This window comes from Aeromicrobium sp. (assembly GCF_047607065.1).
Taxonomy (GTDB): domain Bacteria; phylum Actinomycetota; class Actinomycetes; order Propionibacteriales; family Nocardioidaceae; genus Aeromicrobium.
The window spans coordinates 50,466-75,819 of the sequence record NZ_JASGDU010000059.1 but is presented as its reverse complement, the minus strand read 5'-3'; the positions used below and the strand labels follow the sequence as shown (position 1 = coordinate 75,819).

The 25,354-nt window shown below is 68.1% G+C and carries 21 protein-coding genes; 8 read left to right on the top strand and 13 right to left on the bottom strand.

Annotated elements, in window-relative coordinates:
* Positions 1 to 123: 123 nt before the first annotated feature.
* Complete coding sequence (locus QM597_RS10240) at positions 124 to 687, bottom strand: DUF4190 domain-containing protein (protein WP_415004785.1); 564 nt, start codon at positions 685 to 687, stop codon at positions 124 to 126.
* Positions 688 to 896: 209 nt separating this feature from the next.
* On the opposite strand from QM597_RS10240, the gene QM597_RS10235 reads away from it, so the two are divergent.
* The 4 genes from QM597_RS10235 to QM597_RS10220 all read left to right on the top strand — a co-directional run bounded on the left by QM597_RS10235 (position 897) and on the right by QM597_RS10220 (position 5,208).
* Entirely contained in the window at positions 897 to 1,418 is a 522-nt protein-coding gene (locus tag QM597_RS10235) for a flavin reductase (RefSeq protein WP_415004784.1), read from the top strand.
* A gap of 4 nt (positions 1,419 to 1,422) precedes the next feature.
* Positions 1,423 to 3,315, top strand: coding sequence for a 1-deoxy-D-xylulose-5-phosphate synthase (gene dxs, locus QM597_RS10230; protein WP_415004783.1), 1,893 nt, complete (start codon positions 1,423 to 1,425; stop codon positions 3,313 to 3,315).
* Between the two features lie 52 nt (positions 3,316 to 3,367).
* The gene (locus tag QM597_RS10225; protein WP_415004782.1) at positions 3,368 to 4,225 is read left to right on the top strand and encodes a proteasome assembly chaperone family protein; all 858 of its coding nucleotides are present in this window, start codon (positions 3,368 to 3,370) and stop codon (positions 4,223 to 4,225) included.
* A gap of 104 nt (positions 4,226 to 4,329) precedes the next feature.
* Entirely contained in the window at positions 4,330 to 5,208 is an 879-nt protein-coding gene (locus QM597_RS10220) for an acyl-CoA thioesterase (protein ID WP_415004781.1), read from the top strand.
* A 17-nt stretch (positions 5,209 to 5,225) separates the two neighbouring features.
* Here QM597_RS10220 and QM597_RS10215 read toward each other — a convergent pair whose 3' ends face one another.
* From QM597_RS10215 to QM597_RS10195, 5 genes are all read right to left on the bottom strand, one after another.
* A complete protein-coding gene (locus QM597_RS10215; RefSeq protein WP_415004780.1) occupies positions 5,226 to 7,253 on the bottom strand; it encodes a CocE/NonD family hydrolase in 2,028 nt (675 codons plus the stop codon).
* Positions 7,254 to 7,399: 146 nt separating this feature from the next.
* Complete coding sequence (locus tag QM597_RS10210; protein WP_415004779.1) at positions 7,400 to 9,538, bottom strand: CocE/NonD family hydrolase; 2,139 nt, start codon at positions 9,536 to 9,538, stop codon at positions 7,400 to 7,402.
* 177 nt (positions 9,539 to 9,715) lie between these two features.
* Complete coding sequence (locus QM597_RS10205; RefSeq protein WP_415004778.1) at positions 9,716 to 10,039, bottom strand: hypothetical protein; 324 nt, start codon at positions 10,037 to 10,039, stop codon at positions 9,716 to 9,718.
* Positions 10,040 to 10,163: 124 nt separating this feature from the next.
* Positions 10,164 to 11,051 (bottom strand): MaoC family dehydratase, encoded by an 888-nt coding sequence (locus QM597_RS10200; protein WP_415004777.1) that lies wholly within the window; start codon positions 11,049 to 11,051, stop codon positions 10,164 to 10,166.
* Positions 11,044 to 12,390, bottom strand: coding sequence for a 3-oxoacyl-ACP reductase (locus QM597_RS10195; RefSeq protein WP_415004776.1), 1,347 nt, complete (start codon positions 12,388 to 12,390; stop codon positions 11,044 to 11,046). Before QM597_RS10195 ends, QM597_RS10200 begins: the two co-directional genes overlap by 8 nt.
* Positions 12,391 to 12,539: 149 nt before the next feature.
* On the opposite strand from QM597_RS10195, the gene QM597_RS10190 reads away from it, so the two are divergent.
* Positions 12,540 to 13,955 carry an acetyl-CoA C-acetyltransferase gene (locus QM597_RS10190; RefSeq protein WP_415004775.1) on the top strand — a complete coding sequence of 472 codons (1,416 nt, stop codon included), beginning with the start codon at positions 12,540 to 12,542 and terminating at the stop codon, positions 13,953 to 13,955.
* A 94-nt stretch (positions 13,956 to 14,049) separates the two neighbouring features.
* On the opposite strand, the gene QM597_RS10185 is transcribed toward QM597_RS10190, so the two are convergent.
* On the bottom strand, positions 14,050 to 14,715 hold the full coding sequence (locus QM597_RS10185) for a TetR/AcrR family transcriptional regulator (RefSeq protein ID WP_415004774.1): 666 nt from the start codon (positions 14,713 to 14,715) through the stop codon (positions 14,050 to 14,052).
* 258 nt (positions 14,716 to 14,973) lie between these two features.
* Here QM597_RS10185 and uvrB point away from each other — a divergent pair, with 258 nt between their 5' ends.
* Positions 14,974 to 17,058 carry an excinuclease ABC subunit UvrB gene (gene uvrB / locus QM597_RS10180; protein ID WP_415004773.1) on the top strand — a complete coding sequence of 695 codons (2,085 nt, stop codon included), beginning with the start codon at positions 14,974 to 14,976 and terminating at the stop codon, positions 17,056 to 17,058.
* A 186-nt stretch (positions 17,059 to 17,244) separates the two neighbouring features.
* The gene (locus QM597_RS10175; RefSeq protein WP_415004789.1) at positions 17,245 to 18,270 is read left to right on the top strand and encodes a TerC family protein; all 1,026 of its coding nucleotides are present in this window, start codon (positions 17,245 to 17,247) and stop codon (positions 18,268 to 18,270) included.
* Positions 18,271 to 18,320: 50 nt separating this feature from the next.
* On the opposite strand, the gene QM597_RS10170 is transcribed toward QM597_RS10175, so the two are convergent.
* From QM597_RS10170 to QM597_RS10155, 4 genes are read right to left on the bottom strand one after another with little or no spacing between them, the layout of a single operon-like run.
* Positions 18,321 to 18,995 carry a GNAT family N-acetyltransferase gene (locus QM597_RS10170; protein WP_415004772.1) on the bottom strand — a complete coding sequence of 225 codons (675 nt, stop codon included), beginning with the start codon at positions 18,993 to 18,995 and terminating at the stop codon, positions 18,321 to 18,323.
* 53 nt (positions 18,996 to 19,048) lie between these two features.
* Positions 19,049 to 19,423 (bottom strand): hypothetical protein, encoded by a 375-nt coding sequence (locus QM597_RS10165; protein ID WP_415004771.1) that lies wholly within the window; start codon positions 19,421 to 19,423, stop codon positions 19,049 to 19,051.
* Between the two features lie 10 nt (positions 19,424 to 19,433).
* Positions 19,434 to 20,762, bottom strand: coding sequence for a UDP-N-acetylmuramoyl-L-alanine--D-glutamate ligase (gene murD / locus QM597_RS10160; protein WP_415004770.1), 1,329 nt, complete (start codon positions 20,760 to 20,762; stop codon positions 19,434 to 19,436).
* The gene (locus tag QM597_RS10155) at positions 20,752 to 22,098 is read right to left on the bottom strand and encodes a hypothetical protein (protein WP_415004769.1); all 1,347 of its coding nucleotides are present in this window, start codon (positions 22,096 to 22,098) and stop codon (positions 20,752 to 20,754) included. Before QM597_RS10155 ends, murD begins: the two co-directional genes overlap by 11 nt.
* Before the next feature lie 42 nt (positions 22,099 to 22,140).
* Between QM597_RS10155 and QM597_RS10150 the strand changes: the two genes are divergently transcribed.
* The gene (locus QM597_RS10150; protein ID WP_415004768.1) at positions 22,141 to 23,445 is read left to right on the top strand and encodes a cytochrome P450; all 1,305 of its coding nucleotides are present in this window, start codon (positions 22,141 to 22,143) and stop codon (positions 23,443 to 23,445) included.
* Here the strand turns inward: QM597_RS10150 and QM597_RS10145 are convergent.
* Positions 23,435 to 24,106: a response regulator gene (locus QM597_RS10145; protein ID WP_415004767.1), complete on the bottom strand. Its 672-nt coding sequence runs from the start codon at positions 24,104 to 24,106 to the stop codon at positions 23,435 to 23,437. The genes QM597_RS10150 and QM597_RS10145 overlap by 11 nt on opposite strands.
* A complete protein-coding gene (locus QM597_RS10140; RefSeq protein ID WP_415004766.1) occupies positions 24,103 to 25,290 on the bottom strand; it encodes a sensor histidine kinase in 1,188 nt (395 codons plus the stop codon). The genes QM597_RS10145 and QM597_RS10140 overlap by 4 nt, the downstream gene beginning before the upstream one ends.
* Positions 25,291 to 25,354 lie beyond the last annotated feature (64 nt).

The window sequence follows — 25,354 nt, the reverse complement described above, 5'->3', positions numbered from 1 at the left end:
TCGCCGGTTGCCGTACTCGACATCAGTGAAGGAGGGCTGGTCGCTGTCCACGACCCCATGATTTCGCGATCCCAGCCGCCAGGCCACCCGCCGAGCCGGGTCGCCGCAAAGATCAGCACTTCCTTAGAAGGAGTCCTCAATGGTCATGCGGTCGTACCCGTTCGGAAGTTCGTCAAGTCCACCGCAGTCGACATCGGCGATTGTTGTTCCTGGGGCGATGTCGCCGCTGTGGCAGGTGAGTTCGGCAAGCACGGTGCTGCCGCTCCAGAACTTCACCGTTGCGAAAAGGCTGTCGTTCTCGCCACGGTTGTTGGTGACGGAGAGTCCTTCGATGCCGACCATCCCGTAGTCCTCGGTCACCGACCAGCCACCGGAATAGGAGAATCCGTCGACCTCGAATGGCTGGCCCTCGACGATGTCCACCGGGTTCTGGTGACGCCCAGGCGCATCGTCGGACTCGCCGTTGAAGGCGTCGTCGATGATCGCGATGCCCACGAACATCAAGATGACGGCGATGACGCCGAGGAGGAGGCCGAACCAGGACATGATTTTGTTGGTGGCGATTCCGCGCTTGGCACGGGAAATGCCGATGATGCCGAAGACGATCGCCAATACTCCGAGGATGCCGGCGACGAGGAAGAACAGGGGGATCAGGCCCATCAAGGCTCCGATGATGCCGAGCACCAACGCCGTGACGCCCATGCCGTTCTTCGGATCGGCCTTCGCTGAGAAGTGTTGCGGCGGGAGAGTGTTATGGCCTACCGGGGGGGGGAGTGTTCTGAGACATACTTTCCTTTCTGAGGCACGCGTCGCTGAGTAGCCGCGCGCTCTGAAGGCTGACAATAGCCTGAGAGAGTGTCGCTGAAGCTTTGAGGTGCGTGTGCGACGCTGACCGCATGACCATCCACACCGACCATCCCTTCGCGACGCCGGAGCCGGAGCGGGACCCGGTGCGGCGCGTGCGCGGGAGGATGCCGGCACCGGTCACCATCTGGGCCGCAGGGTCCGGCCGGGAGCGGGCCGGGCTGACGGTCTCCTCGGTGCTCATTGCCGACGGCGACCCGGCGCGTGTCATCGGGCTGATCGACCCCGACTCCGACCTGGGGGAGCGGCTGGCCGCCGGAGCGCACACCCTCACCGTCTCGGTGCTCGCCGGCGGGCAGGACCAGCTCGCCGAGGTCTTCGCCGGCCTCGCCCCCGCGCCCGGCGGCCCCTTCACGACCGGCAGCTGGACCGACACCGCGTGGGGTCCGGTGCTCGTCGGGTCAGCCGGATGGCTCGGCGTCCGGGTCGACGAGGCGCGGCGGAAGATCGGCTGGTCGCTGCTGGTCGAGGCGGTGATCGAGCACGCCGAAGTGGCCGCCGCCGACGCCCTGGCGCACGTGCGCGGACGGTACCGGCGCGCCTCGATAGACTGACCAGATGGCGTTGCTCGAGAACCTCACCGGACCCGCAGACCTGCGGCAGATGAGCGATGCCGAACTCACCGCGCTGGCGGTCGAGATCCGTGAACGCCTCATCGCCGCAGTCGCGGCCTGCGGCGGCCACCTCGGCCCCAATCTCGGGGTCGTGGAGTTGGGCATGGCGATCCACCGGGTCTTCGAGTCACCTGCGGACAAGGTCGTGTGGGACACCGGCCACCAGTCCTACGTCCACAAGATGCTCACCGGCCGCGCCGGCCAGTTCGACTCGCTGCGCACCGAGGGCGGCCTGTCGGGCTACCCCTCGCGCGCGGAGTCCGAGCACGACTGGGTCGAGAACTCCCACGCCTCCACCAGCCTGTCGTACGCCGACGGGCTGGCACGCGCGCACGAGCAGACCGGCATTGACCGGCATGTCGTCGCGGTGATCGGCGACGGTGCCCTTACCGGCGGCATGGCCTGGGAGGCACTCAACAACATCGCCGCCCACCCCGACCGGCGCCTTGTCGTGGTCGTCAATGACAACGGCCGCTCCTACCGGCCCACCGTCGGCGGCCTGGCCAACCGGCTGACCGACATCCGCACCAGCCCCCGGTACGAGCCGACGCTGAGCGCCATCAAGACCCGTCTGAAGGGGTCCAGCAAGGTCGGCGAACTCACCTACGAGGCCCTGCACGCCGTCAAGAAGGGCGTCAAGGACGCGCTCGCGCCACAGGGCATGTTCGAGGACCTCGGCCTGAAGTACATCGGCCCGGTCGACGGCCACGACCGGCAGGCCGTCGAGCTGGCGCTCGCGGCGGCCAAACGCTTCGGCGGACCCGTGCTCGTCCACGTACTGACGACCAAGGGCCAGGGCTACGACATCGCCGTCGACAACGACAACGACCAGATGCACCAGTCGGTGCCCTTCGATCCGGAGACCGGCGATGCGCTCACCGTGGCACCGGCCGGCTGGACCTCGGTGTTCCGCGACGAAATCGTCCGCATCGCCGACGCCCGCCCCGACATCGTCGGCATCACTGCGGCCATGATGTACCCGGTGGGCCTGGACGCCTTCGCCGACAAGTTCCCCGACCGGGTCTTCGACGTCGGCATCGCCGAGCAGCACGCGGTCACCAGTGCCGCCGGTATGGCGATGGGCGGGCTGCATCCGGTCGTCGCGGTCTATGCGACCTTCCTGAACCGCGCCTTCGACCAGGTGCTGCTCGACGTGGCCCTGCACCGCTGCGGAGTGACCTTCGTCCTCGACCGCGCCGGCATCACCGGCGACGACGGTGCCTCGCACAACGGCATGTGGGACATGTCGCTGCTGCAGATCGTTCCGGGCCTGCACCTGGCCGCCCCGCGCGACGGTGCCCGGCTGCGCGAGACGCTGCGTGAAGCTGTCGAGATCGCCGACGCGCCCTCGGTCGTGCGCTTCTCCAAAGGCTCGGTCCCGCCTGACCTGGACGCTCTGGAACGCATCGACGGCGTGGACGTCCTGTACCGGGGCGAGGGCGATCCGCAGGTGTTGATCGTCGGCGTCGGTGCGATGGCCCACACCGCCGTCGAAGCGGCCGAGGAACTCGCGGCCGACGGCATCGCGGCCACGGTGGTCGACCCGCGCTGGGTCAAGCCCTTGCCGCCGGCGCTGCTCGACCTGGCCGCCGGTCACCGGCTGATCGTCAGTGTCGAGGACAACGGGCGCCAGGGCGGCGTCGGCAGCGCGATCCTGCAGGCCGTCAGCGACGCACCGGACCTCGACGTGCCGGTGCGCGTCCACGGCGTGCCCCAGGAGTTCCCCGAGCACGCCAAACGCGAGACGCTGCTGGCACGTTTCGGCCTGAGCGCGCAGGCCATCGCCGACGACATCCGTTCGCTCCTGGCCCGCCGGCCGGGGAACAACCGAGGCTGAGCCGGGGTTGACGATGAAGTGGTTACTGCGACGCGAAGAGCCGGCTCCCGGCATGCCTGAACCCACCGTGCTGATCGTGGCCTTGGAGGGCTTCCTGTCGGCCGGTTCGGGTCCGCGGCTGGCCGTCGAACACCTGTTGTCCGGTCACGGCGAGGTCGTCCATTCCTTCGACATCGACGCGATGCTCGACTATCGCGCCCGGCGTCCGACCCTGCGCTTCGCCAAGGACCACTACCTTGACTACGACGCGCCCCGGCTCGATGTGGTGCGCGAGCACGACCAGGAGGGGCGCGCCTACTACGTGCTGTCCGGACCGGAACCGGACTTCTTGTGGGAGCGGTTTGCCGCAGAGACGCGCGAGGTCATCGAAGACCTCGGCATCGATCTCACGCTGAGCCTGGCCGCCGTGCCGATGGGCGTGCCGCACACACGGCCGCTGTTGGTCACGGCGCACGGCACCGCGCCCGAACTCGTCGACCGTACGAACCTGTGGTCGGCGGAGTTGACCGTGCCCTCCTCTGCCCAGTCGATGCTGGAATACCGGCTCGGCTCGTGGGGCTACGACGCGGCTGGGTATGTGGCGCACGTGCCGCACTATCTGGCGCAGGTCGACTATCCGGGGGCGGCTGTCGCCCTGTTGGAGGCGATCACCGACAGGCTGGGTCTGCGCGTGGACCTGACGGGCTTGCGCGAACGTCACGCGAGCGCGATGGTCGATATCGAGCGGCAGATCGCCGATCAGCACGGCACCGACCTCGTCGTCGGCCTGGAAGAGCAGTACGACGCCTTCACGCGGGGTGCCGCGCAGTCACTGCTGGCCAGCGAGGACGCCTTGCCGAGCGCCGACGAACTGGCCGGGCAGTTCGAGGAGTACCTCGCCCGCCACCACCACGACGGCGACATGTCCTGAGACTGGTCTTGCGGTGGTGGTCATTTCGCACCCTTCGAGGCTCCTCGCAAGCTCGTCGCACCTCAGCCAGCGGACCTGTAGGCGGACGTTCTAGGATCGTAGGCGTGCCTGCTTCGTTGACCGAACTTCTCGATCTGTTGGAACTCGAGCAACTGGAAGTCGGCCTGTTCCGCGGGCGACAGCCCGCACGCTCGATGATGCCGCGGGTCTTCGGCGGCCAGGTCGCCGCGCAGGCGGTCGTGGCCGCGCAGCAGACGGTGCCGGACGACCGGCATATCCACTCGTTGCACATCTACTTCATTCTCGGCGGTGACCCGAGCATCCCGATCATCTACGACGTCGAGAACGTGCGCGACGGTGGATCGTTCACCACCCGGCGGGTCGCTGCCCGTCAGCACGGGAAGATCATCTTCTACATGACGGCCTCGTTCCAGGTGGCCGAATCCGGATTCGATCATCAAGACCCGATGCCCGTGGTTCCGGGGCCGGAGGAGTCCATCGAGTTGGGCGAGATCGTCAAGGCGCGCGGCGGCGGAAACTTCGACCGCTGGCGCGACGAATGGTCCTCGTTCGACCTGCGCTACGTCGGCGACAACCGCAGTGAGGTCGAGAAGCAGGCCTCGTCACATCTGGTGGTACAGCGGCTGTGGTTCCGGGCCTCGGGGGCCTTGCCCGACGAGGCCCGCCTCCACAATGCCGCCTTCACCTATATCAGCGACTTCAGCCTGCTCGGGGCCTCGCTGGTCCCGCACGGGATCTACATCGGCGACCCGAGACTGCAGGCTGCTTCGTTGGACCATGTGGTGTGGTTTCACCGGCCGATCAAGGCCGACGAGTGGCTGCTGTACGACCAGTCCTCGCCGTCGGCGTCCGGGGCACGGGGGCTGAGCCTCGCGCGTGTCTTCGACGTGTCCGGGACTCTGGTCGCCACCGCTGCCCAGGAGGGCCTGATCCGCCCGACCGCCGAGGTCCTGCACGGGTAGGCGGGACCTCCCCCCGGTCAGGGGCGGGGGCGCAGGATGCGGGTGCCGGCCACGATTGAGCAGGCAGCGGTCAGCAGCACCAACGGACTCCAGGGGGAGGCTCCGGTGTTGGGCAGCAAGCCGCTCAGTGCCCCGCTTTCGGCCGAGCCGCCGCTAGCCGCATTTGTCGCCGAACTACTGCCGTCGAGATTCACCTCGCCGCTGCCTCCGGGCAGGTCGGTGCCGCCGGGGACCTGGGTTCCGGGGTTCTCCGTATCCGGCGGGGTCACTGTCGGGGTGTCGACTCCGAGGGCGGAGGCCAGGTCGCTCTCGGGAAGCACCGGGAACAGCAGGCGTGAGCCACTGTCGCCGCCGACCTCCACGGTGTTCGGCAGGAGTCCTCCGGTGGCCGATAGCGTCGAGAACGCGGACGCGCCGAGGACGTCGAGGCGGATGCGATGGCCCTCCTGGAACTGGTTGGCGATGGGCCACAGCTCCACTTGGTACAGGAGTGGGGCGGTGGGTAGGCTCGCGAACATCGTCTTCTCGCTGAAATCACCGTAGGGCTGCACGATCTGGCCGCTCGCATCCTTGAGGGACTCGTCCTCGATGACGTTCGGGAACGAGGAGTTGAGCCGTCCGACCGTGAGCGGATGGGAGGTGCCGTCGGGGAAGACATCGGAGATCATGGCCCAGATCGGCGTCTCAGCATTGAGCGACCCCAGGCGAATCTCGAGTGTCGGAGGGCCTGCCGCCATGACGGTTTCCGAGAGGGGGGCGGTGGTGTAGCTCAGGCCCGGCATGATGACGAGTCCGTCCGGATCGGAGACGCCGGGAAGGCTACCGGTGAGCAGGTGGGCACCGCCGTTGTCCACGAGTGAAGCTGTGGGGACATCGGTGACCAAGGGGCTGGTGACCAAGGGTTCGTAGACCTGGGTTTCCGCTTCACGAGCCTCGCCGAGCGTCAGACTTCCGTCGTTGGCGACAGGGTCTGCGGCATCCTCCATGCTGGCGTCGAGGCTCAGCGACTCCCAGACCGTGCCGGGGGCCGGCCAGTCGTCGAATTCGCGGTAGACGAAATCGCCGTCTTGAATGAAGGACTGCCGGTCGCCATTGGACATCTGCACGCGGACTCGCGGCTGCTCTGTGATGCCGTTATCGATGCCGCGCAGGTGGTAGTCGTACCAGGATTGCATGTCACTTTCGCCATAGTCGGTGCCTGCGGGGAAGCCGTCGTGGCCGCCCTTCAACACCAACTGCGAACCGTTGTCGCGCAATTCCTGATAGCCCTGGAAGGCACCACGGGACTCGACATCGAAGATGCCATTGACGGCCATGATCGGGAGACCGTTGGCGTCCCCTCGAAAGCCGCGCTGCTGCCAGAACTCGTCGAGCGTGGGGTGCATGAAGCCGACTTCGAGGCCGGAGGTGAACATGCCGGCGAACCAGTCCGGCCAGCTGGCCGGGTCGTCGAAACGATCCGGCCACTGCAGCATCGCCGGGGTACCGATCATGGCGAGAACGGCCGCGCCGGGAGCGAAGTTGAACACGCCGCCGGGCACCAGCAGGTCGCGGTACAACTCGAAGGTGCCCGAACGCAGTGTCATCGTTTTGACGCAGTCGGGGAACTCCTGCCACATCGAGTTATAGATGATGATGGCGCTGGCGGAGAACCCGTGGATGCCGACATTGCCGTCGTTCCAGGGCTGGGAGCAGATCCAGTTGAGGACCTGGGGGACGTCGGCCTGGTTGACGGGGCCGAGGGCGTCGAAGGACCCCTTGCTGTCGCCCGTGCCGCGGATCTGCACGAGGACGCGGTTGTAGTTGTCGTCCGGGACGAAGGTCTGCGAGTCGTTGCCGTAGGGACTGAACTCGACGATCGTCGGCCGCGGCGTCTCCCAGTTCTCGTCGGGGGAGGTGAGGGTGGCGGTGAGTTCGACGCCGTCGGACATGGCGACCTGGAAGTCTTGCGACACGGGTTCGGCTGCGGCCGGCGATGACGGGACGAGAGTCATCAGCGAGGCGATGAGGGCGAGCGCGGCGGCGTGGCGAAGCCGGTGGAGCATTACGAACCTTCTCTGCCCAGTGTGATCGAGGTCATGTTCCTAGCGTAGCAAAGTTGTACGTATGCATGAGAATGTTTTTGGACATAGGTTCGGCGGAACCCAGAGCGAGCGACTCCGAAGGGTGGGACCTACCCGTCGACGCGGCTCTACGGCACCAACCGGCTGCGCACGAGATCGGCGGCGCTCACGGCACCGAACCGCCGCAGGAACGAGGCGCTCCCGGCACCGATGAGGCAGACGGCGGCGAACAGCACGAGCAGCGCCCCGACCGGGCTGCCCGTCGACGGCAGCCGGTCGGCCGCCGTCCCTGCGTAGCCGCCGCCGCTGCCCACGCTCGACGTCGCGGCGGCCGTCGCTTCCGTGGGCTGGCCCGTGACCGGCGTCTCGGGATGCTCTGTACCCGGCGTGACGGGGGACAGCGCCGGGAGCACCAGGCGTGACGGATGCTCGGCGTCGTTGTAGATGGTAATCATCGCTCCGGCCTGTGCGGGCACGTTCTCCAGCGTGGGCAGCAGGTGCGGCAGGTCGAAGGACTGCACCGACATGCGCAGGCTCGATCCTGCCGGGATGACGGCACCGGTCGGGAAGATTTCGACGTCGACCGGCTCGATCTCCCCGAGAGCCAAGGTGTGCTTGGACTCTGCGGTGAACGGATGCCACGGCTGGATGATCTCCCCGTCGAGCTTCACCGACTTCGCCTCGTCGGTGGCGTTCATCGAGATCGTCTGCCAGCCGCCGGTCAGCCGTTCGACCGTCCCGTCGGGATGGACCAGCGACACGTGGACCGACAGCAATCCGTCCCCGGTTACGCTGGAGGAGTACAAGCGTGCGCCGATGGGGCCGAGGATCTGTAGGTCCTGCGCCATCGGCTCGGTCTGGAAGATCACGCCGAGTTCGTCGTTGTACTGGTTGTCGTCGTTACAGGGGTTGGGTACCGGGAGACTGTTGGAGAAGCCCGCCGTCCACTGGGTAGCCGAGCGGGTACACAGGCCCGCAGCCGCCAGCGGCGCGACCAGCGACTCCCCGGCCGTGACCTCGGAGCCGTCGACGAGCTGGCCCGGTGTGCCCGGCGAGGACGTGCCGGACAGGTGGTAGACCTGCGCGCGCTGTTCGTCGAGGTAGGCGTCACGCTGCTTCCACTTGCCCGATCCCAACTCGTAATAGGTGAAATCGGGGATGTCGCTGTCGAGCGTCGGGTCGGGCAAGTCCTTGACGTAACGGTCGAACCACCGCAACTGCAACTCCGATAGCGACCCATAGCCGGCGTCTGGAACACCGGGGCCGGTCGATCCCTGCAGGTGGTCCCACGGCCCGAGCAGCATCTTGACCGGCGTGCCCTGTTCCTTCAGTTGCTGGAAGATCAGTGGAGTACCGCGCTGGAACAGGTCGTAGTGGCCGCCGACGAGGAAGGTCGGCACCGTGATGTTCGGCACAGCCTGCAGGAGCGTCGAGCGCTCCTGATACCAGGGTCCGTCGTAGGCGCGCTCGCCGCCGGAGAAGGCGTTGAGCAGTAACTCCAGGGTGCCGGTCGTGCCGAGGACGTGTTCGAGGAAGTTTTGCAAGACGACCTCGGGCGAGACTTCTCCGCTTGTCGGTGGGACGGTGCCGGTGAGAGCGACCAGGCCGAGCCACATCGGCATGAAGCCGACGTCGACCTGGCCCCCGGAGGCCACCACATCGCGGTACACCTCGGCGCTCGGCACCTGCGGGAAGATCGCCTTGAGGCCCTGCGGGTTCTGCCCGGCGGCGAACAGCTGGGTGATGCCCATGTAGGACGGTCCGCTCATGCCGACTGAGCCGTTGCTCCACGGCTGGGCGGCTGCCCACTCGACGACCTCTTTTGCGTCGAGTTGTTCGCGCTCGCCGAAGACCTGCCAAGTGCCGCCGGAGGTGCCGGTGCCACGGGCGTCCACCAGAAGCTGCACGTAGCCGCGCTTGACCAGGAACCCGCTCGATCCGCCACCGAGCGGGCTGCCGCCGCTGCCCTGGATCACCTTGTTGTAGGCGGTGATGGTGATGATGACCGGAAGCGGCTCGGTGACCACGTCGCCGTTCGCGTCCACGGGCCGGGTCAGGTCGCCCAGCAGTTCCACGCCGTCCGACATCGGGATCGAGAGGTCGGATTCGGTGACGGTGTCGGGATAGTCCTCCGGGCGCGGCTCCCACCCGGAGGCCGGAGCCTGCGGCAGATCGGCGGACACGGGGGCGGCGACGGCCCCGGTGGCACCCGAGAGGGCGACCACGGCCGTTGCCGCGCCGATAGCGACGAGATGGCGGATGGGCAAAAGAGACCTCCTGTGTCGTGTGACTAACGACACAGGAGTTTCTTAGTTACTTGCGAGTTGGAACGTGCGCGGAGAGCCGCTGGCTGAGGTGCGTAGGCCGTCTGGGGCCGAAGCATCGAAGCCTGCGATGGCGGGTCATCGAGGTGCTGCGCTCGCACCTCGATGACCCGGTGCCGCCTATCTCCGGACGTCCTGGAACTGGGGGTCGTAGTTGTCGAAGGTGTCTTCGGCGAGGTCTTGTGCCTCCGCGTAGGAGATGGCGTATCCGTCGTAAGCAAGACCATCGTCGGAGGCGGTGGTGCCGAAGTAGTACGTGCTCATGTCGCCCCGGCCATCGCATTCGATCAGGCACGGGGTCTCCTGGTCACTGCCGGTCGCGCAGTAGATGCGACCAGCGCCTTGGTCGGCGTACTTGCCGAAGATCTGGAGTGCGACCGAAATGGCCGGTCGTCCGTGGTAGCAAGGGTCGGCCCCGTAGTCCATCGGATCGATGTCGGTCATGGTGACGACGTTACCTCCATGAATCCCGCATCGAGACCCGTCAGGCGATGGTTGTGCCGCCGCCGGAACCCAGAGAACCTCCCCGCCGTGACGTGTCGGCGGGGAGGTTCTCTGTTCGGTCAGGTCACAGTGCGGTGGTGCGGCCGACCATGTGGGTGACGGGCTTGCGCGCACCGACGACGCCGAAGTCGATCTCGCCGTCGCGCGAGCGCGAGCCGAAGACGACCGTGCCAGGCAGCAGGATCGGCTTCTTGAACTCCACGTCGACCTGGTAGGCGTCCGGCAGCCGGTTGGTCAGTGCTGCGAGCGCGTGGGCCTTGGTCCACATGCCGTGAGCGATATTGCTCGGGAAGCCGAAGGCCTTGGCCGTCAGCGGGTACAGGTGGATCGGGTTGCGATCACCCGACACCGCGCCGTAGCGGCGGCCGAGGTTGCCGGCGAGCTTCCACTGCACGACGCCCGACGGCGCCTCCAGGCCCTCCAATGGTGCCTCGGTCTGCTCCGGCGCACCGCCCTTGCCGCGGGCGAACAGCGTCGTGACCTCGCTCCACACGACCTCCTCGCCGACGGTGACGTCGGTCAGCACGTCGATCAGCCGGCCCTTGGGGTGCGGGCGCAGGTCCGCAGCACGGACGGCGACGTCGAACGTCTCGCCGATACCGAGGGGCCGGTGCTGCGTGATCGTGTTGCGCAGATGGACCAGGCCCATCGGCGCGAACGGGAACGCGGTGTCGGTCATCAGACTCATATGCAGCGCGAAAGCCGCCATGTGCGGATAGGTGACCGGAAGAGTCGCGCCGGAGCCGAAACCGCACACCTGGTTGTACCGCTCCAGGTGGGCCGGATCGGTCGTCACGCCCGTCCGCCGCAGCACGAGGTCGGGCGCTTCGCCGGAGGCGTGCTTGACGCCCGGCAGGCCGCCGACCACGGGAAGGGCCGGGAGCGCCGCCTTGAGCATCAGCGGCACCGTGGCGGGAGCCTTGTCGAAGGTGCGGGTCGCCACGTCAGGCACCGAGGAGGCTCTGGCCGCAGACGCGCACGACATTGCCGGTCACGGCCTGCGAGCCGGGGCTGGCGTACCAGGCGATGGCCTCGGCCACGTCGACCGGCTGGCCGCCCTGCGACATCGAGTTCATGCGGCGGCCCGCCTCGCGGATGCCGAGCGGGATCGTCTTGACCATGTCGGTCTCGATGAAGCCCGGCGCGATGGCGTTGGCAGTGATGCCCTGGCCGGCGACACGCTCCGACAGCGCGGTGATCCAGCCGATGACGCCGGCCTTGGCCGCGCCGTAGTTGGTCTGGCCGTTGTTGCCCGCGATGCCGGCGATGGACGAGATGCCCACGATGCGGCCGCCCTTGTTGATGAGGCCGCGCTCCAGCAGTTCGTCGGTGATGCGCTGCGGTGCGCCGACGCTGATGTCGACCACGAGGGCGAAGTTCTCCGCCTTCATGTTCTTGAGCCGCTTGTCGCGGGTGATGCCAGCGTTGTGGACGATGATGTCGACGCCGCCGTGGTGCTGCTCGATGTAGTCCGCGATGGTCTTCGGGGCGTCCGCAGCGGTGATGTCGCCGACGATGTAGCCGCCGCCCAGCTTCTCGGTGACGGCCTTGAGGTCGTCCTCCAGAGGCGGGACGTCCAGGCCGATGACGGTGGCACCGTCACGGGCGAGCGCCTCGATCTCGGCGGCGCCGAGGCCGCGTGAGGCACCCGTGACGAGCGCGACCTTGCCGGCGAGCGGCTTGGTGAGGTCGGCGACCTTGTCGGCCTTCTTCAGCTCCGAGGTGCCGATGCGGATGACCTGGCCGGAGACGTATGCCGACTTGGGCGACAGCAGGAAGCCGAGCGTCGAAGCGAGGGCCTTCTCGGCACCCTTGGCGACGTAGACGAGGTTGACCGTCGAACCGCCGCCGACCTCCTTGCCGAGCGAGCGGGTGAAGCCCTCCAGGCCGCGCTGGGCGAGGGCCGCACCCTCGGAGGCTGCCTCGGCCGGCAGTGAGCCGACGACGACGATGCGACCGGAGGGGGCCAGCTGGCGCAGGACGGGGGTGAAGAACTCCTGCAGGGCTACCAGGCCCGCAGCCGAGTCGATGCCGGAGGCGTCGAAGACCAGGCCCTTGTACTTCTTGCCGTCGGCGCGGACGCCGGTGGCCTCGATGCCCTGCGCCTTGAGTGCGGCGGTGATCTCCTTCGCGACGGCGCTCGTCTTCGTCGCGCTGCCGGTCAGCACGGTGCCCTTGACCAGGGCACCGCCGGTGTAGCGATCGAGGTACGGCGGATTCGGCAGGCCCAGGTTCTTTACGAGGAACTTGCCGACGGGGTTGTGCGCGAGGTCCTGATAGCGATCGCTCACGGGAATGTGTCCTATCTCTCGAATACCGGTGGTATCTGAAACCGATACCTGACTGTAACCTCGTGTGACAGTGCCGGTCCACTCCGGCGCGACGAGGTGCGCGTCACGTTCTCGTACCATCATCGACCATCCCGAACGGAGTCCCCGACATGGCAGGCACCACGCCCGCGAAGAAGGCCCCGGCCAAGAAGGCCCCCGCCGCGAAGACCACGGCTGCCGCGACGGCACCGGCCGAGACCGCCGCCCCCGCTGCGGCTCCCCAGAGCGGTGGCCAGCAGATCCGCCGCGTCGCCGTTATCGGCGGCAACCGTATCCCCTTCGCCCGCAGCAACACCGTCTACACGAACGTCTCCAACCAGGACATGCTGACCGCCGCCCTCGACGGCCTGGTCGAGCGCTTCGGCCTGGAGGGCGAGCGGGTTGGCGAGGTCGTCGCCGGCGCGGTGCTCAAGCACAGCCGTGACTTCAACCTCACCCGCGAGACGGTCCTCGGTTCCAAGCTGTCGCCCGAGACCCCCGCCACCGACCTGCAGCAGGCCTGCGGAACCGGCCTCCAGGCGGCGTTCCAGGTCGCCAACAAGATCGCGCTCGGCAAGATCGAGAGCGGCATTGCCGGCGGCACCGACACCACCTCGGACGCCCCGCTCGCAGTCAACGACAAACTGCGCAAGATCCTCATCGAGGCCAACCAGCTGTCGGCCAAGGGCGACAAGAAGGGCCTGGTCAAGCTGCTGGCCAAGATCCGTCCGGGCTACCTGGCACCCGACCAGCCGCGCAACGCCGAGCCGCGCACCGGCCTGTCGATGGGCGACCACCAGGCCATCACGACGCACCAGTGGGGCATCACCCGCGAGGCGCAGGACGAGCTGGCCGCCACCTCGCACCAGAACCTGGCGAAGTCCTGGGACGAGGGCTGGCAGGACGACCTCGTCACGCCGTTCAACGGCGTCGAGAAGGACAACCACCTGCGCCCGGACTCCACGGTCGAGAAGCTGGCCAAGCTCAAGCCGGTCTTCGGTAAGAAGCTCGGCGACGAGGCCACCATGACGGCGGGCAACTCCACGCCGCTGTCCGACGGTGCCTCGGTCGCGCTGTTCGCCTCCGAGGAGGAGGCCGCCCGTCGCGGCTGGACCGTCCAGGCGTACTTCGTCGACTACGAGACCGCTGCGGTCGACTACGTCAGCGGTGCCGAGGGGCTGCTGCTCGCGCCGGCCTACGCCGTGCCGCGCCTGCTGGCGCGCCAGGGCCTGAGCCTGCAGGACTTCGACTTCTACGAGATCCACGAGGCCTTCGCCGGCCAGGTGCTCTCGACGCTCGCCGCGTGGGAGTCGGCCGAGTTCTGCCAGGACAAGCTCGGTCTGGACAAGCCGCTCGGCTCGATCGACCGCAGCAAGCTCAACGTCAAGGGTTCCTCGCTGGCCGCAGCGCACCCGTTTGCCGCGACCGGCGGCCGCATCGTGGCCAACCTGGCCAAGCTGCTGCACGAGGCCGGTCCGGGCAAGCGCGGCCTGATCTCGATCTGCGCCGCCGGCGGCCAGGGCGTCGTCGCAATCATGGAGAGCTGAGCAACCGCTCTCTGAGGTGCGTCCTTCGGGCCGCTCGTTCCTCGCGGCACCTCAGGACCCGGAAACGAGCCTCGAAGGAACCTCGGTACGGGGGTCACGCCGGTTTCGGTGTGGCCCCCGTTGCCATAGCCACGGCACCGTGGATCATCAGCGTGCGCAGGGTGTCGGTGGCGACGTCGTCGACGACCGGGACACCGGTGTTGTGCTTGCGGATCGACCACTGCAGATGGGCCAGATTGAGCGCACCGAGGCCCTGGGCGTAGAGCAGATTGGCCGCCAGCGAGGCATCGGCCACCTCGAAGTCACCGGCTTGCGTGCCGTCGCCGAGGGTCGACACCAGGGGACCGAGGCAGGCGCTGATCGCGGTACCGAGGCCGATGAGGACCTCGCTGCCGACCTCTTCTTGCAGTTCGGTGCCTCGGCGGCGCAGCAGGGTCTGAGCGCAGTCCACGAATGCCGGATGGGCGATGCCGTAGTCGAAGAAGGCCGCGACGATGGCCGCCAGGCGCTTGCGGGGAGCATCGCCGGGCCGGACGGCGGTGGTGAAGGAGGTCTCCAGTTCACGTAGGTACTCGATCAGCGTGACGGCGAACAGCTCTTCCTTGCTGGTGAAGTGCCGGTAGATGATGGCGCGGTTGATGCCGACGGACCGGGCGATGTCCTCGATCTGCGCGTCACGCACCCCGCGTTCGTCGAACAGGGCACGGGTCGCGGCGATGATCTCGCGCCGCCTGGCGGCCCGTCGCTCGTCGACTCCCATGCCGTCGAGCCTAGAGGAAATACCCGCCACCCCCGCCAGACGTGGGCGTTTTGAGGCCGCCCTCACAGCTCAGGAGTTCTGCGGATAGGTCCGCTGGCTGAGGTGCGTAGGCCGCTTGCGGCCGGAGCCTCGAAGCCTGCGGTGGTGGGTCGTTTCGAGGTGTGCTGCGCTCGCGCCTCGATGACCGGCTGCCTATTGGCGCTATCTCTTACCCTGCGCCGGGAGATTCTGTCAGTGGGTCGCCGTAGGCTCGGCGGCATGAGGGCATTGTCTGAACTGAGCCGGCAGGTGGCACCGTTCCGGGTCGTCTCCGATTTCGAGCCGGGGGGCGATCAGCCGGCGGCCATCGAGGCCCTGCAGCAGCGCATCGACGCCGGTGAGCGGCACTCGGTGCTCATGGGTGCCACCGGAACCGGCAAGACCGCCACGGTCGCCTGGCTGGCCGAGCGGTTGCAGCGGCCCATGCTCGTCATGCTGCCCAACAAGACCCTCGCGGCCCAGTTCGCCAACGAGCTGCGGGAGTTCTTCCCCGACAACGCCGTCGAGTATTTCGTGTCCTATTACGACTACTACCAGCCCGAGGCGTACGTCCCGCAGACCGACACCTATATCGAGAAGGACTCTTCGATCAACGAGGAGGTCGAGCGGCTGCGGCACTCGGCCACGTGGTCGCTGCTGACCCGGCGGGACGTCATCGTCGTGGCGACGGTCTCGTGTATCTACGGCCTCGGATCGGCGCAGGAGTACCTGGAGCGCATGATCGGCTTCAAGGTCGGCGAGGAGATGCCGCGCGAGCATCTGCTGAAGACGCTCATCCAGGCCCAGTACGTGCGCAATGACGTCACCTCGACGCGCGGCACTTTCCGGGTCAAAGGCGACACCATCGACATCTTCCCGGTCTACCAGGAGCATGCGGTGCGGGTGGAGTTCTTCGGCGACGAGATCGAACGGCTGATGACCCTGCACCCGCTCACTGGCGAAGTGCTCAGCGAAGACGACGAGCTGTACGTCGGAGCGGCCACCCACTACGCGGTGGGCAGCGACACGATGCAGCGGGCGATGCAGTCCATCCAGGCCGAACTCGACGAACGGCTGCCCGAGCTCGGCGCCGAAGGCAAGCTGCTGGAGGCGCAACGACTGCGCATGCGCACCACCTACGACCTGGAGATGATGCAGCAGGTCGGCACGTGCAGCGGCATCGAGAACTACTCGCGGCATATGGACGCGCGCGAGCCGGGTTCGCCGGGCAACTGCCTGCTCGACTACTTCCCGGAGGACTTCGTCCTCGTGCTCGACGAGTCGCACGTCACGGTGCCGCAGATCGGGGCGATGTACGAGGGCGACATGTCCCGCAAGCGCACGCTGGTCGAGCACGGCTTCCGGCTGCCGAGCGCTATGGACAACCGTCCGCTCACTTGGGACGAGTTCCTGGAGCGCACCGGCCAGACCGTCTACCTGTCGGCGACGCCCGGTGACTACGAGATGACGCAGACCGGGGGCGAGGTGGTCGAGCAGATCATCCGCCCGACCGGTCTGGTGGACCCCGAGGTCATCGTCAAGCCGACGAAGGGGCAGATCGACGACCTCATCGGCCAGATCCGCGAGCGGGTCGAACGCAACGAGCGCGTGTTGGTCACCACCTTGACCAAACGGATGTCCGAGGACCTCACCGACTATCTCGTCGAGGCCGGCATCCGGACCCGCTATCTGCACAGCGAGATCGATACACTGCGCCGGGTCGAACTGCTGCGCGAGCTGCGCCTCGGCGAGTACGACGTGCTGGTCGGTATCAACTTGCTGCGCGAGGGGCTGGACCTTCCCGAGGTCAGCCTGGTGGCGATCCTGGACGCCGACAAGGAGGGCTTCCTGCGCTCGACCCGTTCCTTGATCCAGACCATCGGCCGTGCGGCGCGCAATGTCTCCGGCCAGGTCATCATGTACGCCGACCGCATCACCGACTCGATGGCCTTCGCCATCGACGAGACCAACCGGCGGCGTGAGCGGCAGATCGCCTATAACACCGCGCACGGCGTCGACCCCCAGCCGCTGCGCAAGAAGATCGGCGACATCACCGACATGCTCGCCCGCGAGGACGCCGACACCGACGCGCTGCTGGCCGCCACGGGCGACCATCGCCGCCGGGGGGCGGCGGTGCCGCTCGGCGAGTCGCGGGCCGATCTGTCACATCTGCCGTCGGCCGATCTCGCGGCCCTGATCGAGTCGCTGAGCGAGCAGATGCGGGTCGCCGCAGCCGACTTGCAGTTCGAGGTCGCTGCTCGGCTGCGCGACGAGATCGGCGACTTGAAGAAGGAGCTGCGCGGCATGATCGCCGCTGAGGCATAGACTGTCTCGTGGAGGGGAGTATTCCTTCGCCGCAGTGTCGTCATCACGACGTTTTCGTCCGGTGCTGCGGGTCCGCGTCGCGGATGGAAGAGACCTCCGGTACGTCTGCTATCTACGAACCGGAGGAACCTGGTGTTCGCCTCATCCCTTGCCTTGTCCGCCTCGGCTGCGGCCGGCGGGCCGTCCATGCACGTCTCGACGCTCGAATGGTCTATCACCGTCGCGGTGACCATCGCGGTGCTGCTGTTCGACATCGTCATTATCGCCCGCAAGCCGCACGAGCCGTCGGTCAAGGAGTGCGCGGTCTACCTGGCCGTCTACGTCTCGATGGCCGTCGCCTTCGGCATCTGGGTCATGGCGTACCACGACGGCCCGGGCAAGAACGAGGACTTCGGTCTGCAGTTCTTCGCCGGCTGGCTCACGGAGTACAGCCTGTCGGTCGACAACCTGTTCATCTTCCTCATCATCATGGCGAGCTTCAAGGTGCCCCGGAAGTACCAGCAGGAGGCGCTGCTGGTCGGCATCATCATCGCCCTGGTCTTCCGAGGTATCTTCATCGCGCTCGGCGCGGTCGCCATCAACCAGTTCTCGTGGGTGTTCTACATCTTCGGCGCGTTCCTGATCTACACGGCGATCAACCTGGTCACCGACACCGAGCACGATGACGACGCCGAGAACGCCGTGGTCCGCTTCGCGCGGCGCCGGTTCACGCTGTCGGAGCGCTGGGAGGGCCTCAAGCTCGTCGTGCGGGAGAACGGCAAGAAGGCCATCACGCCGATGTTCCTGGTCATCATCGCGCTCGGCACGACCGACCTGCTGTTCGCGCTCGATTCAATCCCGGCCATCTACGGCCTGACGAAGGAGCCGTACCTCGTCTTCACGGCGAACGTGTTCGCGCTCATGGGCCTGCGCCAGTTGTACTTCCTGCTCGGCGACCTGCTCACGCGCCTCATCTACCTGTCGCAGGGACTCGCGGTGCTGCTGGCGTTCATCGGCGTCAAGTTGCTGCTGCACGCGCTGCACGAGAACAAGCTGCCATTCATCAACGGTGGTGAGCACGTGAAGGTGCCCGACATCCCCACCCCGGTCAGCCTGGTGGTGATCGTCGGCGTGCTGGGCGTGACCGCCGTGGTCAGCCTGGTGGTCTCGGGACGCCGGGTGCGCGCGGGCCTGGCACCCGACGGCGACCCGCTGGAGTCCGAGGACGCCTGAGCGGGGCTGAGTGCGATGCGCCGATCCCGCACGTTCTTACGCCGGAAGGGTCAGCGGGACCAGCGCTTCGTGAGGGAGGGCAGCGACCGCGCGAAGACCAGCCGCAGGCCGTAACTCGTCGTGACCTTGGCGACCCGCTCATAGCCCAGCAGGGTGAACAGCCCCTGGCTCGCCTTGTTGCCCGGGTGGATCGTGCATAGGATCTCGCGCTTGCCGGCAGCGACGGCGCGCTGCTCCAGCAGTTCGATGAGCGTGCGGGCCAGTCCCTGATGCCGTGCGTCGGGGGAGGTGAGGACCAGCTTGAGGTTGATCGTCCCCGCGATCTCGTCGGGATCGTCGGTGAGGTATTTCTTGATGCTCTCCTCGCCGGTGCCACCGTCGTAGAGGATCGCCGCAGCGGCCAGGTCGCCGCTGTCGCGCCATCGCGCGCCGAGGGTCAGGTGGTCGCTGAGGCAGGAGCGCAGCATGTCCTCGTCGTTGGCGCGCAGCATGGCACCGTCGCCGAGCGCGGCGGTGACATCGAGTTGCAGCGCCATGAGGTCGGGCAGGTCGCCGACGGCGAGATCGTCGATATCGAATCCCTTGGCCCGGCTGAGTTCTTCGATGTAGGAGTAGTAGCCGTCGTGGATCGGCACGCCGGTCGACAGCATGTGCTGGTGCCAGGTCTCGATGAGGTCGTGGATGTTGGCGAAGGCCCCGGCCTGCTTGATGAGCGCGGTGCGCAAGATGCCCTTGTCGCCGATGGCGGTGAAGAAGCGATTGCGGAACAGATCGTCGGTCAGTGGCAGTTCGAGCGCGCCCTTGAGACCAGCAGGTGCAGGGTCTCGAAGAAGGTGAGGTAACTGCTAACGAGCGGCCGGTCGGCCTCGGTGATCGGTTCCTTGAGCAGGAGTTTCTTCCACAGCGTGCCGATGTTCTCGTCGCTGGCGAAGCCGCTCTGCAGGTCGCGGATGAACTCGGCCTGGGCGATCTGCTTGGTGAGCCGTACCTCGTACAGGACCATGAGAGCGCCGACGACACCGCCGATGGCGATGAACACACCGAAGGCCTCCGGCCACGTGGCACTGATGACGATCAAGCCGACGCCGAAGAACAGCGCAACCGTGCCGATGACCAGGTGTTCTCTGCGCAGGGACCGAACTCGCGTCATCACCCGGATGAGGCTACAGGTGCGGTTCGGCGAGGGCGGCGCGGCGGAAGGCGGCGGACCGTTCCTCGTAGTTGGCGAACTCGTCGAAGCTGGGCGCTCCGGGGGAGAGCAGGACGATCTGACCGTCGTCGTGGCGGGCCAGGTGCAGCGCTTCGGCGAAGTCGGCGGCCACCTGCAGCCCCACGCCGGCGGCACCGGGATCGCGGGCGAGGCGGGCACCGACGGGGCCGACGGCGATCATGTGGACGCGCGCGGCGGCCGGTCGGCCGGCGAGGTAGTCGAGCAGCGGCGCGAAGGACAGTCCGCGGTCGGCCCCGCCGACGATCAGCGTGACACGGGTGCCGGGATAGGTCTCCAGCGCCGCGACCACGGCCTCGGGAGCGGTGGCCAGGCTGTCGTCGACCCAGGTGCGCCCGTCGTTTGACGGCACCGTCTCCAGGCGGTGCGTGAGCGGCGCGAAGTCGCTTACCGAGGCGAGCGCGCGTGCCCGTGCGGCGGCGTCGAAGTCCGCGAACAGACAGGCGGCGGCCAGGGCCAGGGCCACGTTGCCGAGGTTGTGCGTGCCGCGCAGCGGAACCCGGCCAGCCGGCAGCGGTTCCCCTGCGTCGCGCCAGGTGATGCCGGACTCGGTGACCGTCAGGCCCAGATCGGCCGGGCGGACGAGGCGCGTGTCCCCGGAGACCTGCTCGCGGGCCAGGCGGGTCATCTCGCCGGCATCGGGCACCACCACGATCCGCGGTGCGTGCGCGATGAGGTTGAGCTTGTCGGCGACGTACTGCTCGTAGCCGCCGTGCCAGGGCAGATGCTCCGGATACAGGGAGGTGAGGACCGCGATCCGGGGCGATGTCGTCAGGTCGGCGGCCTGGTAACTGGAGATCTCCACCACGGCCACGTCGGCCGCCGTCCGGTCGTCCTCGGTGACCGGGGTGCCGCCGTTGCCGACCAGCGAGGCCGGGATGCCGGAGGCGTTCAACAGGTGATGGATCAGCGCCGAGGTGGTGCTCTTGCCCTTGCTGCCGGTGACCGCGATGGTGCGATCCCGGTTCTCGGCCAGCCACAGGTCGGTCAGCGAGGTGACGGTGACACCGGCCGCGTGCAGGGCCGCGAACTCCGGTGAGGCATGGGGGACCCCGGGGGACTTGACGACGACATCGGCCGAACGCAGCAGGTCGAGGGCCGCCGGACCGTGCACCGTAGGCAGGTCAGCGGGCGGCGGGCCGTCGCCGGTCACCGCTACCGCAGCGTCGATGCCGCGCCGCGTCAGTTCCGCCTTCGCGGCCCGGCCTTCGCGCCCGGCCCCCCAGATGACAACTGCGGCATCGGCGAGGTCGTCATACCGCACGGGCCACCGCTTCGAGACTCGGCGTGAGGAAGTGCTCGTGCTCGCGGAAGGCGAAAGCCTCCTCGCGTTCGGCCGGATCGACGGGCACGGCGGCGATCTGCGGCAGCGCGAGGAAGGGGTGATCGCGCCAGCCGGGATGTTCGCGCAGCAGCCCGAGCGCGACCCGGCACTCGGCCGGCTCGCCGACGCACTCGAACGGCTTGTGCAGCCCGTCGAGTTCGAGGAGTTCGAGGAAGCCGCCGTGCTGGGCCGGGTCGGCGAACATGTCCCGTCCGCCGAAGATGTCCAGCAGGGCCTCGCGCTCCAGGAACGGTGCCAGGCACAAGAAGACGAAACGGCACTTGGGGCAGTCGGCGCACCATGAGGTCCGGTCGGACTCGCGCAGTTTGAAGGCGCGATTGCAGCTGGTGAAGACCCGGTGATAGGCGCGGTGCTCGGCGAAGCGTCGCGCGATCCGCAGCTCGGTCAGTGGACGCAGGAGCGAGACGTACTGCGGCGCACCGGCCGGCAGGCTCTCGCGCAGCAGCCGCTCGAACTCGATGCCCTTGGACCACTGGTGGTTGATCTGCTGGCCCTCCCAGTCGACGTTGCCGAACGACGAGCTGGCCTCGTTGCTGAACACCACCGTGTCGAACCGGCAGGCGAGCGCGGTCAGCACGGCGATGAGCGAGTTCACGGCGGTCACGGGCACGTGCCCGTTGGGTGCGCCGGCCTCGTTGAGGGCGAACAGCGCCGGGTCGAGCGTGCGGCGCGCAGAGGTCAGGGGTATGTCGGCGACCTCGGCGGTGCGGCTGATGGGGGTGTAGGAGTTGACCGCGAACAGCCCGACGTCGAGGCCGGCCGCAGTCAGCGCCTCGATGGAGACGATGGAGTCCTTGCCGCCGCCGACGGCCACGAGCGCCCGGCGCGGCTCACCCGGCTCTGAGGCCTGCTCGGCAGCCTGCTCGGGTAGTTCCGGTGCCTCGATGACAGTCTCGAAGACTTCCGGGATCCGGTTCACGTAGGCGAACTCGCCGAGTCCGTGGCGGGTGACATCGGCGAGGAAGTGCCGTTCGCGCGGCGTCAGGCCCGACGGCACCGCCACGGCCGCAGGAGCGAACGCCTTGAAGTAGCTCAGCGAGGCCGCCAGCGACAGCAGCCGCAGGATCGGATCGAGCGTCGCTGCGGGAACGTGATCCAGTCCGGCTGGCAACTCGATGACCTCGGTGAACTCGACGGCGACCGTTTCGCCGGCCAGGGCCGCGTACCGAAGGCGGATCGTGCCGCCGGACCAGAGCGGGTCCCGGCACTCCAGACGGGTCACCGTGAGCGTGTCGGGAACCGGAGTGCTGACCACCGAGCCAGTCTACGGGAGCAGACTCCGGTGTAGGTTGCTGACGTGTCGACGCTATCGCTGCCCGTGCCCGCCGTCGTGAAACGCTGGGTGAGCGCCCTCGTGGTGCGTCGGATCCGCCGCAAGGGCATCGACCTGTCCACGATCTCGTTCCTGCCCGAGCAGACCAAGGTGCCGCTGCAGCGCGACCGCACCGATCCGCTGCCGCAGATCCGGCAGTGGCGCGAGACGCAGCCGCTCGTGCCGCTGGACCTGCCGTTCGACTTCACCGCCTATCTGGTCACCGGATACGAACAGACGCGGGCGATTCTCACCGACCGCGATTCGTACTCCAACGACATCCGTCACCTGTTCTCCGGCCACGGCCCGGCGACGGCCGACGACGTGGGCGGCCTGGGTTTCACCGACCCGCCGCTGCATACCCGGCTGCGCAAGATCATCACGCCGGAGTTCACGATGCGCCGGCTGGCGCGTCTGGAGCCGATGATCGAAGGCATCGTCGAGCGTCAGCTGGACGAGCTGGAGAAGGCGGCCGCGGCCGACGGCGGGGTGGCCGACCTCGCCCAGCACCTGGCCTTCCCGATCCCCTTCCAGACCATCTGCGATCTGCTGGGCCTGGACTATGAGGACCGCGAGACCTTCGCGGGCCTCGGCAGCGCCCGCTTCGACGCGACCAACGGCGCGGCGGCGGCGTTCGGCGCGGTGTCGGCGCAGCGCGAGTTCCTGTTTGATGCGGTCGCGCGGCAGCGGATCGAGCCGGGGCCGGGTCTCATCGGCCAGATCATCCGCGACGAGGGCGACGCGATCAGTGACGTCGACTTGGCGGGCCTGGCCGACGGCGTCTTCACCGGGGGATTCGAGACGACCGCAGGCATGATCGCGCTCGGCACCATCGTTTTGATGCGCGATCCCGCGTACGCGGCGCTGGTGCGCGACGGTTCACCCGAGCAGGTCGACCAGGTGGTCGAGGAGCTGCTGCGTTACCTCGCCGTGGTGCAGGTGGCCTTCCCGCGCTTCGCCAAGGCCGACATGGAGTTGTTCGGGACGAAGATCAAGGCCGGTGACGTCATCTTGGCCTCGCTGTCGGGTGCCAACCGCGACCCGAAGAGTGCGGGGGAGAACCCCGACGGCTTCGATCCGTACCGGGTCCCGGCGAGCGGACACCTGGCGTTCGGGCACGGCATCCACCGCTGCATCGGGGCCGAGTTGGCACGCATGGAACTGCGCATCGTCTTCCCGAGGCTGCTCAAGCGGTTCCCGGACCTGGCCCTCGACCGGCCGGAGTCCGAACTCGCCTTCCGCCAGCTGTCGTTCGTCTTCGGCGTGGAAGAACTGCCCGTCAGGCTCTGAGAGGCCGGTCAGATGCCGTGCCCGCCAGGCCGTGCTCGAAGGCATAGACGACTGCGGCGGCGCGATCACGCAGGTCGAGTTTGCTGAAAATACGTCCGACATGGCTCTTGACGGTCAACTCGGAGATGACGAGTTCGTCGGCGATCTCGCGGTTCGTCAGCCCCCGTGCGATGGCTCGCAGGACCTCCAGTTCACGCGAGGTCAGGGTCGAGGCGGCCTCGCCGGAAGGCGCCGGTGACCGGCGGTAGGCGGTGAGCACCCGGGCGGTCACCGCCGGGTCGAGCCATGCCCGGCCGCCGGCCACCGCCCGCACCGCGCGGATCAGGTCGTCGGCCGGGGTGTCCTTGAGGACGAATCCGGCTGCGCCCGCTCGCAGGGCACCCGAGAGCATCTCGTCGTCATCGAAGGTCGTGAGTACCAGCACGGGCGGCGCACCGGGGTCGGCACGCAGCCGCCGCGTCGCGGTGATGCCGTCGACCCGCCGCATGCGCAGGTCCATCACGACGACATCCACGGTGACATGGGCCAGGGCGGCGGGCAGTTCGTCGCCGTCGGAGCACTCGGCGACGATCTCGAAGCCGTCGCGGCGGCGCAGGATGCGGCGCAGCCCCGAGCGGACGAGCTCCTGGTCGTCAACGAGCACGAGGCGGACCTGGCTCATCGAGCTACCTCCGACGGCACCGTCAGGTCGACCCGCCATGCGTCGCCGTCAGGTCCTGCGACGAGGGAGCCGCCGAGCTGGGCCGCCCGCACCCGCATGCCGTCGATGCCGGAGCCGAGGCCGTCGCCGCGCCGAGACGAGGTGAGCCGGTTCGTCACGGTCAGACGGGTCATGCCCTCGTCGATACTCAGCCGTATGAGTGCGGTCGCCGTGGGAGCGTGCCGCGCGACGTTCGCCAGGGACTCCTGCAGCACTCGGTACAGACCCAGCCCGGTCGTCGCGTCGAGCGACGTGAGGTTGCCGGTCGCCTCCCAGTCGACGGGCAGCCCTGCCCCTTGCACGTCCTCGATGAGGCGGGGCAGATCGGCGGCCACAGGCAGCGCGTGCCGCTGGGCGGGTTCGTCCGAGAGCAGCCGGACGGTGGCGCGGATGTCGGCCATCGCGCCCCGACCCACCCGCTCGGCGTCGGCCAGTGCCGCCAGGGCGTCGTCGTCATCGTCGTCGAGGAGCGCCTGCCGTGCGCCCGCCACATGCAGCAGTGTCACCGACAGCGAATGGGCGACGAGGTCGTGGATCTCCCGCGCGATGCGCTCCCGCTCGGCGAGCGTCGCCCGCTCGCGCTCGCTGGATACGGCCGCCCGCTCCGCGGTGAGCGCCCGCATGAGCCAGCGCAGCATGCAGCCGATGAGGAAGCCGAAGACCAGGAAGCCGAAGACGACCGTCGTCGCGGCAGGGACGGTCGAGGCGGTGCCGACCGCGACCACGGTCACGATGCCGGCCACCATCGTGAGGCCGCCGGCACGCCAGCCGTCGGTCGCGGTCAGCCGCGCGACGGCCACTGCCAGCACCGCAGGGGCGAGATCGCGGGTCGGGTCGACGGCCGGCCCGGCGGTCATGAGCCAGGCGATCCCGCCGACGGCCGACGGGGCGGCCAGCCACCACGGCACCCACGGGCGGATGGTTCCCTGGAGCAGGTCGGGGAGCACGATCGGCACGGCCGCCAGCAGGAGCCACGACGGCGGGAGGACGAGATCGCGCTGGACCAGGGCCACACAGAGGCAGGACACGAGCATGACGTGGGCGGCGATAGCGATCCACCACGGATAGGCCAGACCGTGACGCCCGGACTTCCCCTCGAAGCGTCGCAGCCACGAGCCGCCCGCCCGGCGCAGTACGGCAGTCATGGAAGGAAGCCTAGGCCTATCAGCCTGCGGCGTCCTCCTGCTGCGGTAGGAGAGATGATGCCTC

Excerpts from the sequence above, each read along its gene's own strand:
- QM597_RS10175 (WP_415004789.1), top strand. The coding sequence starts at position 17,245 with ATGCACGTCTCGACGCTCGAATGGTCTATCACCGTCGCGGTGACCATC.
- dxs (WP_415004783.1), top strand. The coding sequence starts at position 1,423 with ATGGCGTTGCTCGAGAACCTCACCGGACCCGCAGACCTGCGGCAGATG.
- QM597_RS10140 (WP_415004766.1), bottom strand. The coding sequence starts at position 25,290 with ATGACTGCCGTACTGCGCCGGGCGGGCGGCTCGTGGCTGCGACGCTTC.
- QM597_RS10190 (WP_415004775.1), top strand. The coding sequence starts at position 12,540 with ATGGCAGGCACCACGCCCGCGAAGAAGGCCCCGGCCAAGAAGGCCCCC.
- uvrB (WP_415004773.1), top strand. The coding sequence starts at position 14,974 with ATGAGGGCATTGTCTGAACTGAGCCGGCAGGTGGCACCGTTCCGGGTC.
- QM597_RS10215 (WP_415004780.1), bottom strand. The coding sequence starts at position 7,253 with ATGCTCCACCGGCTTCGCCACGCCGCCGCGCTCGCCCTCATCGCCTCG.
- QM597_RS10145 (WP_415004767.1), bottom strand. The coding sequence starts at position 24,106 with ATGAGCCAGGTCCGCCTCGTGCTCGTTGACGACCAGGAGCTCGTCCGC.
- QM597_RS10205 (WP_415004778.1), bottom strand. The coding sequence starts at position 10,039 with ATGACCGACATCGATCCGATGGACTACGGGGCCGACCCTTGCTACCAC.
- QM597_RS10225 (WP_415004782.1), top strand. The coding sequence starts at position 3,368 with ATGCCTGAACCCACCGTGCTGATCGTGGCCTTGGAGGGCTTCCTGTCG.
- QM597_RS10185 (WP_415004774.1), bottom strand. The coding sequence starts at position 14,715 with ATGGGAGTCGACGAGCGACGGGCCGCCAGGCGGCGCGAGATCATCGCC.
- QM597_RS10235 (WP_415004784.1), top strand. The coding sequence starts at position 897 with ATGACCATCCACACCGACCATCCCTTCGCGACGCCGGAGCCGGAGCGG.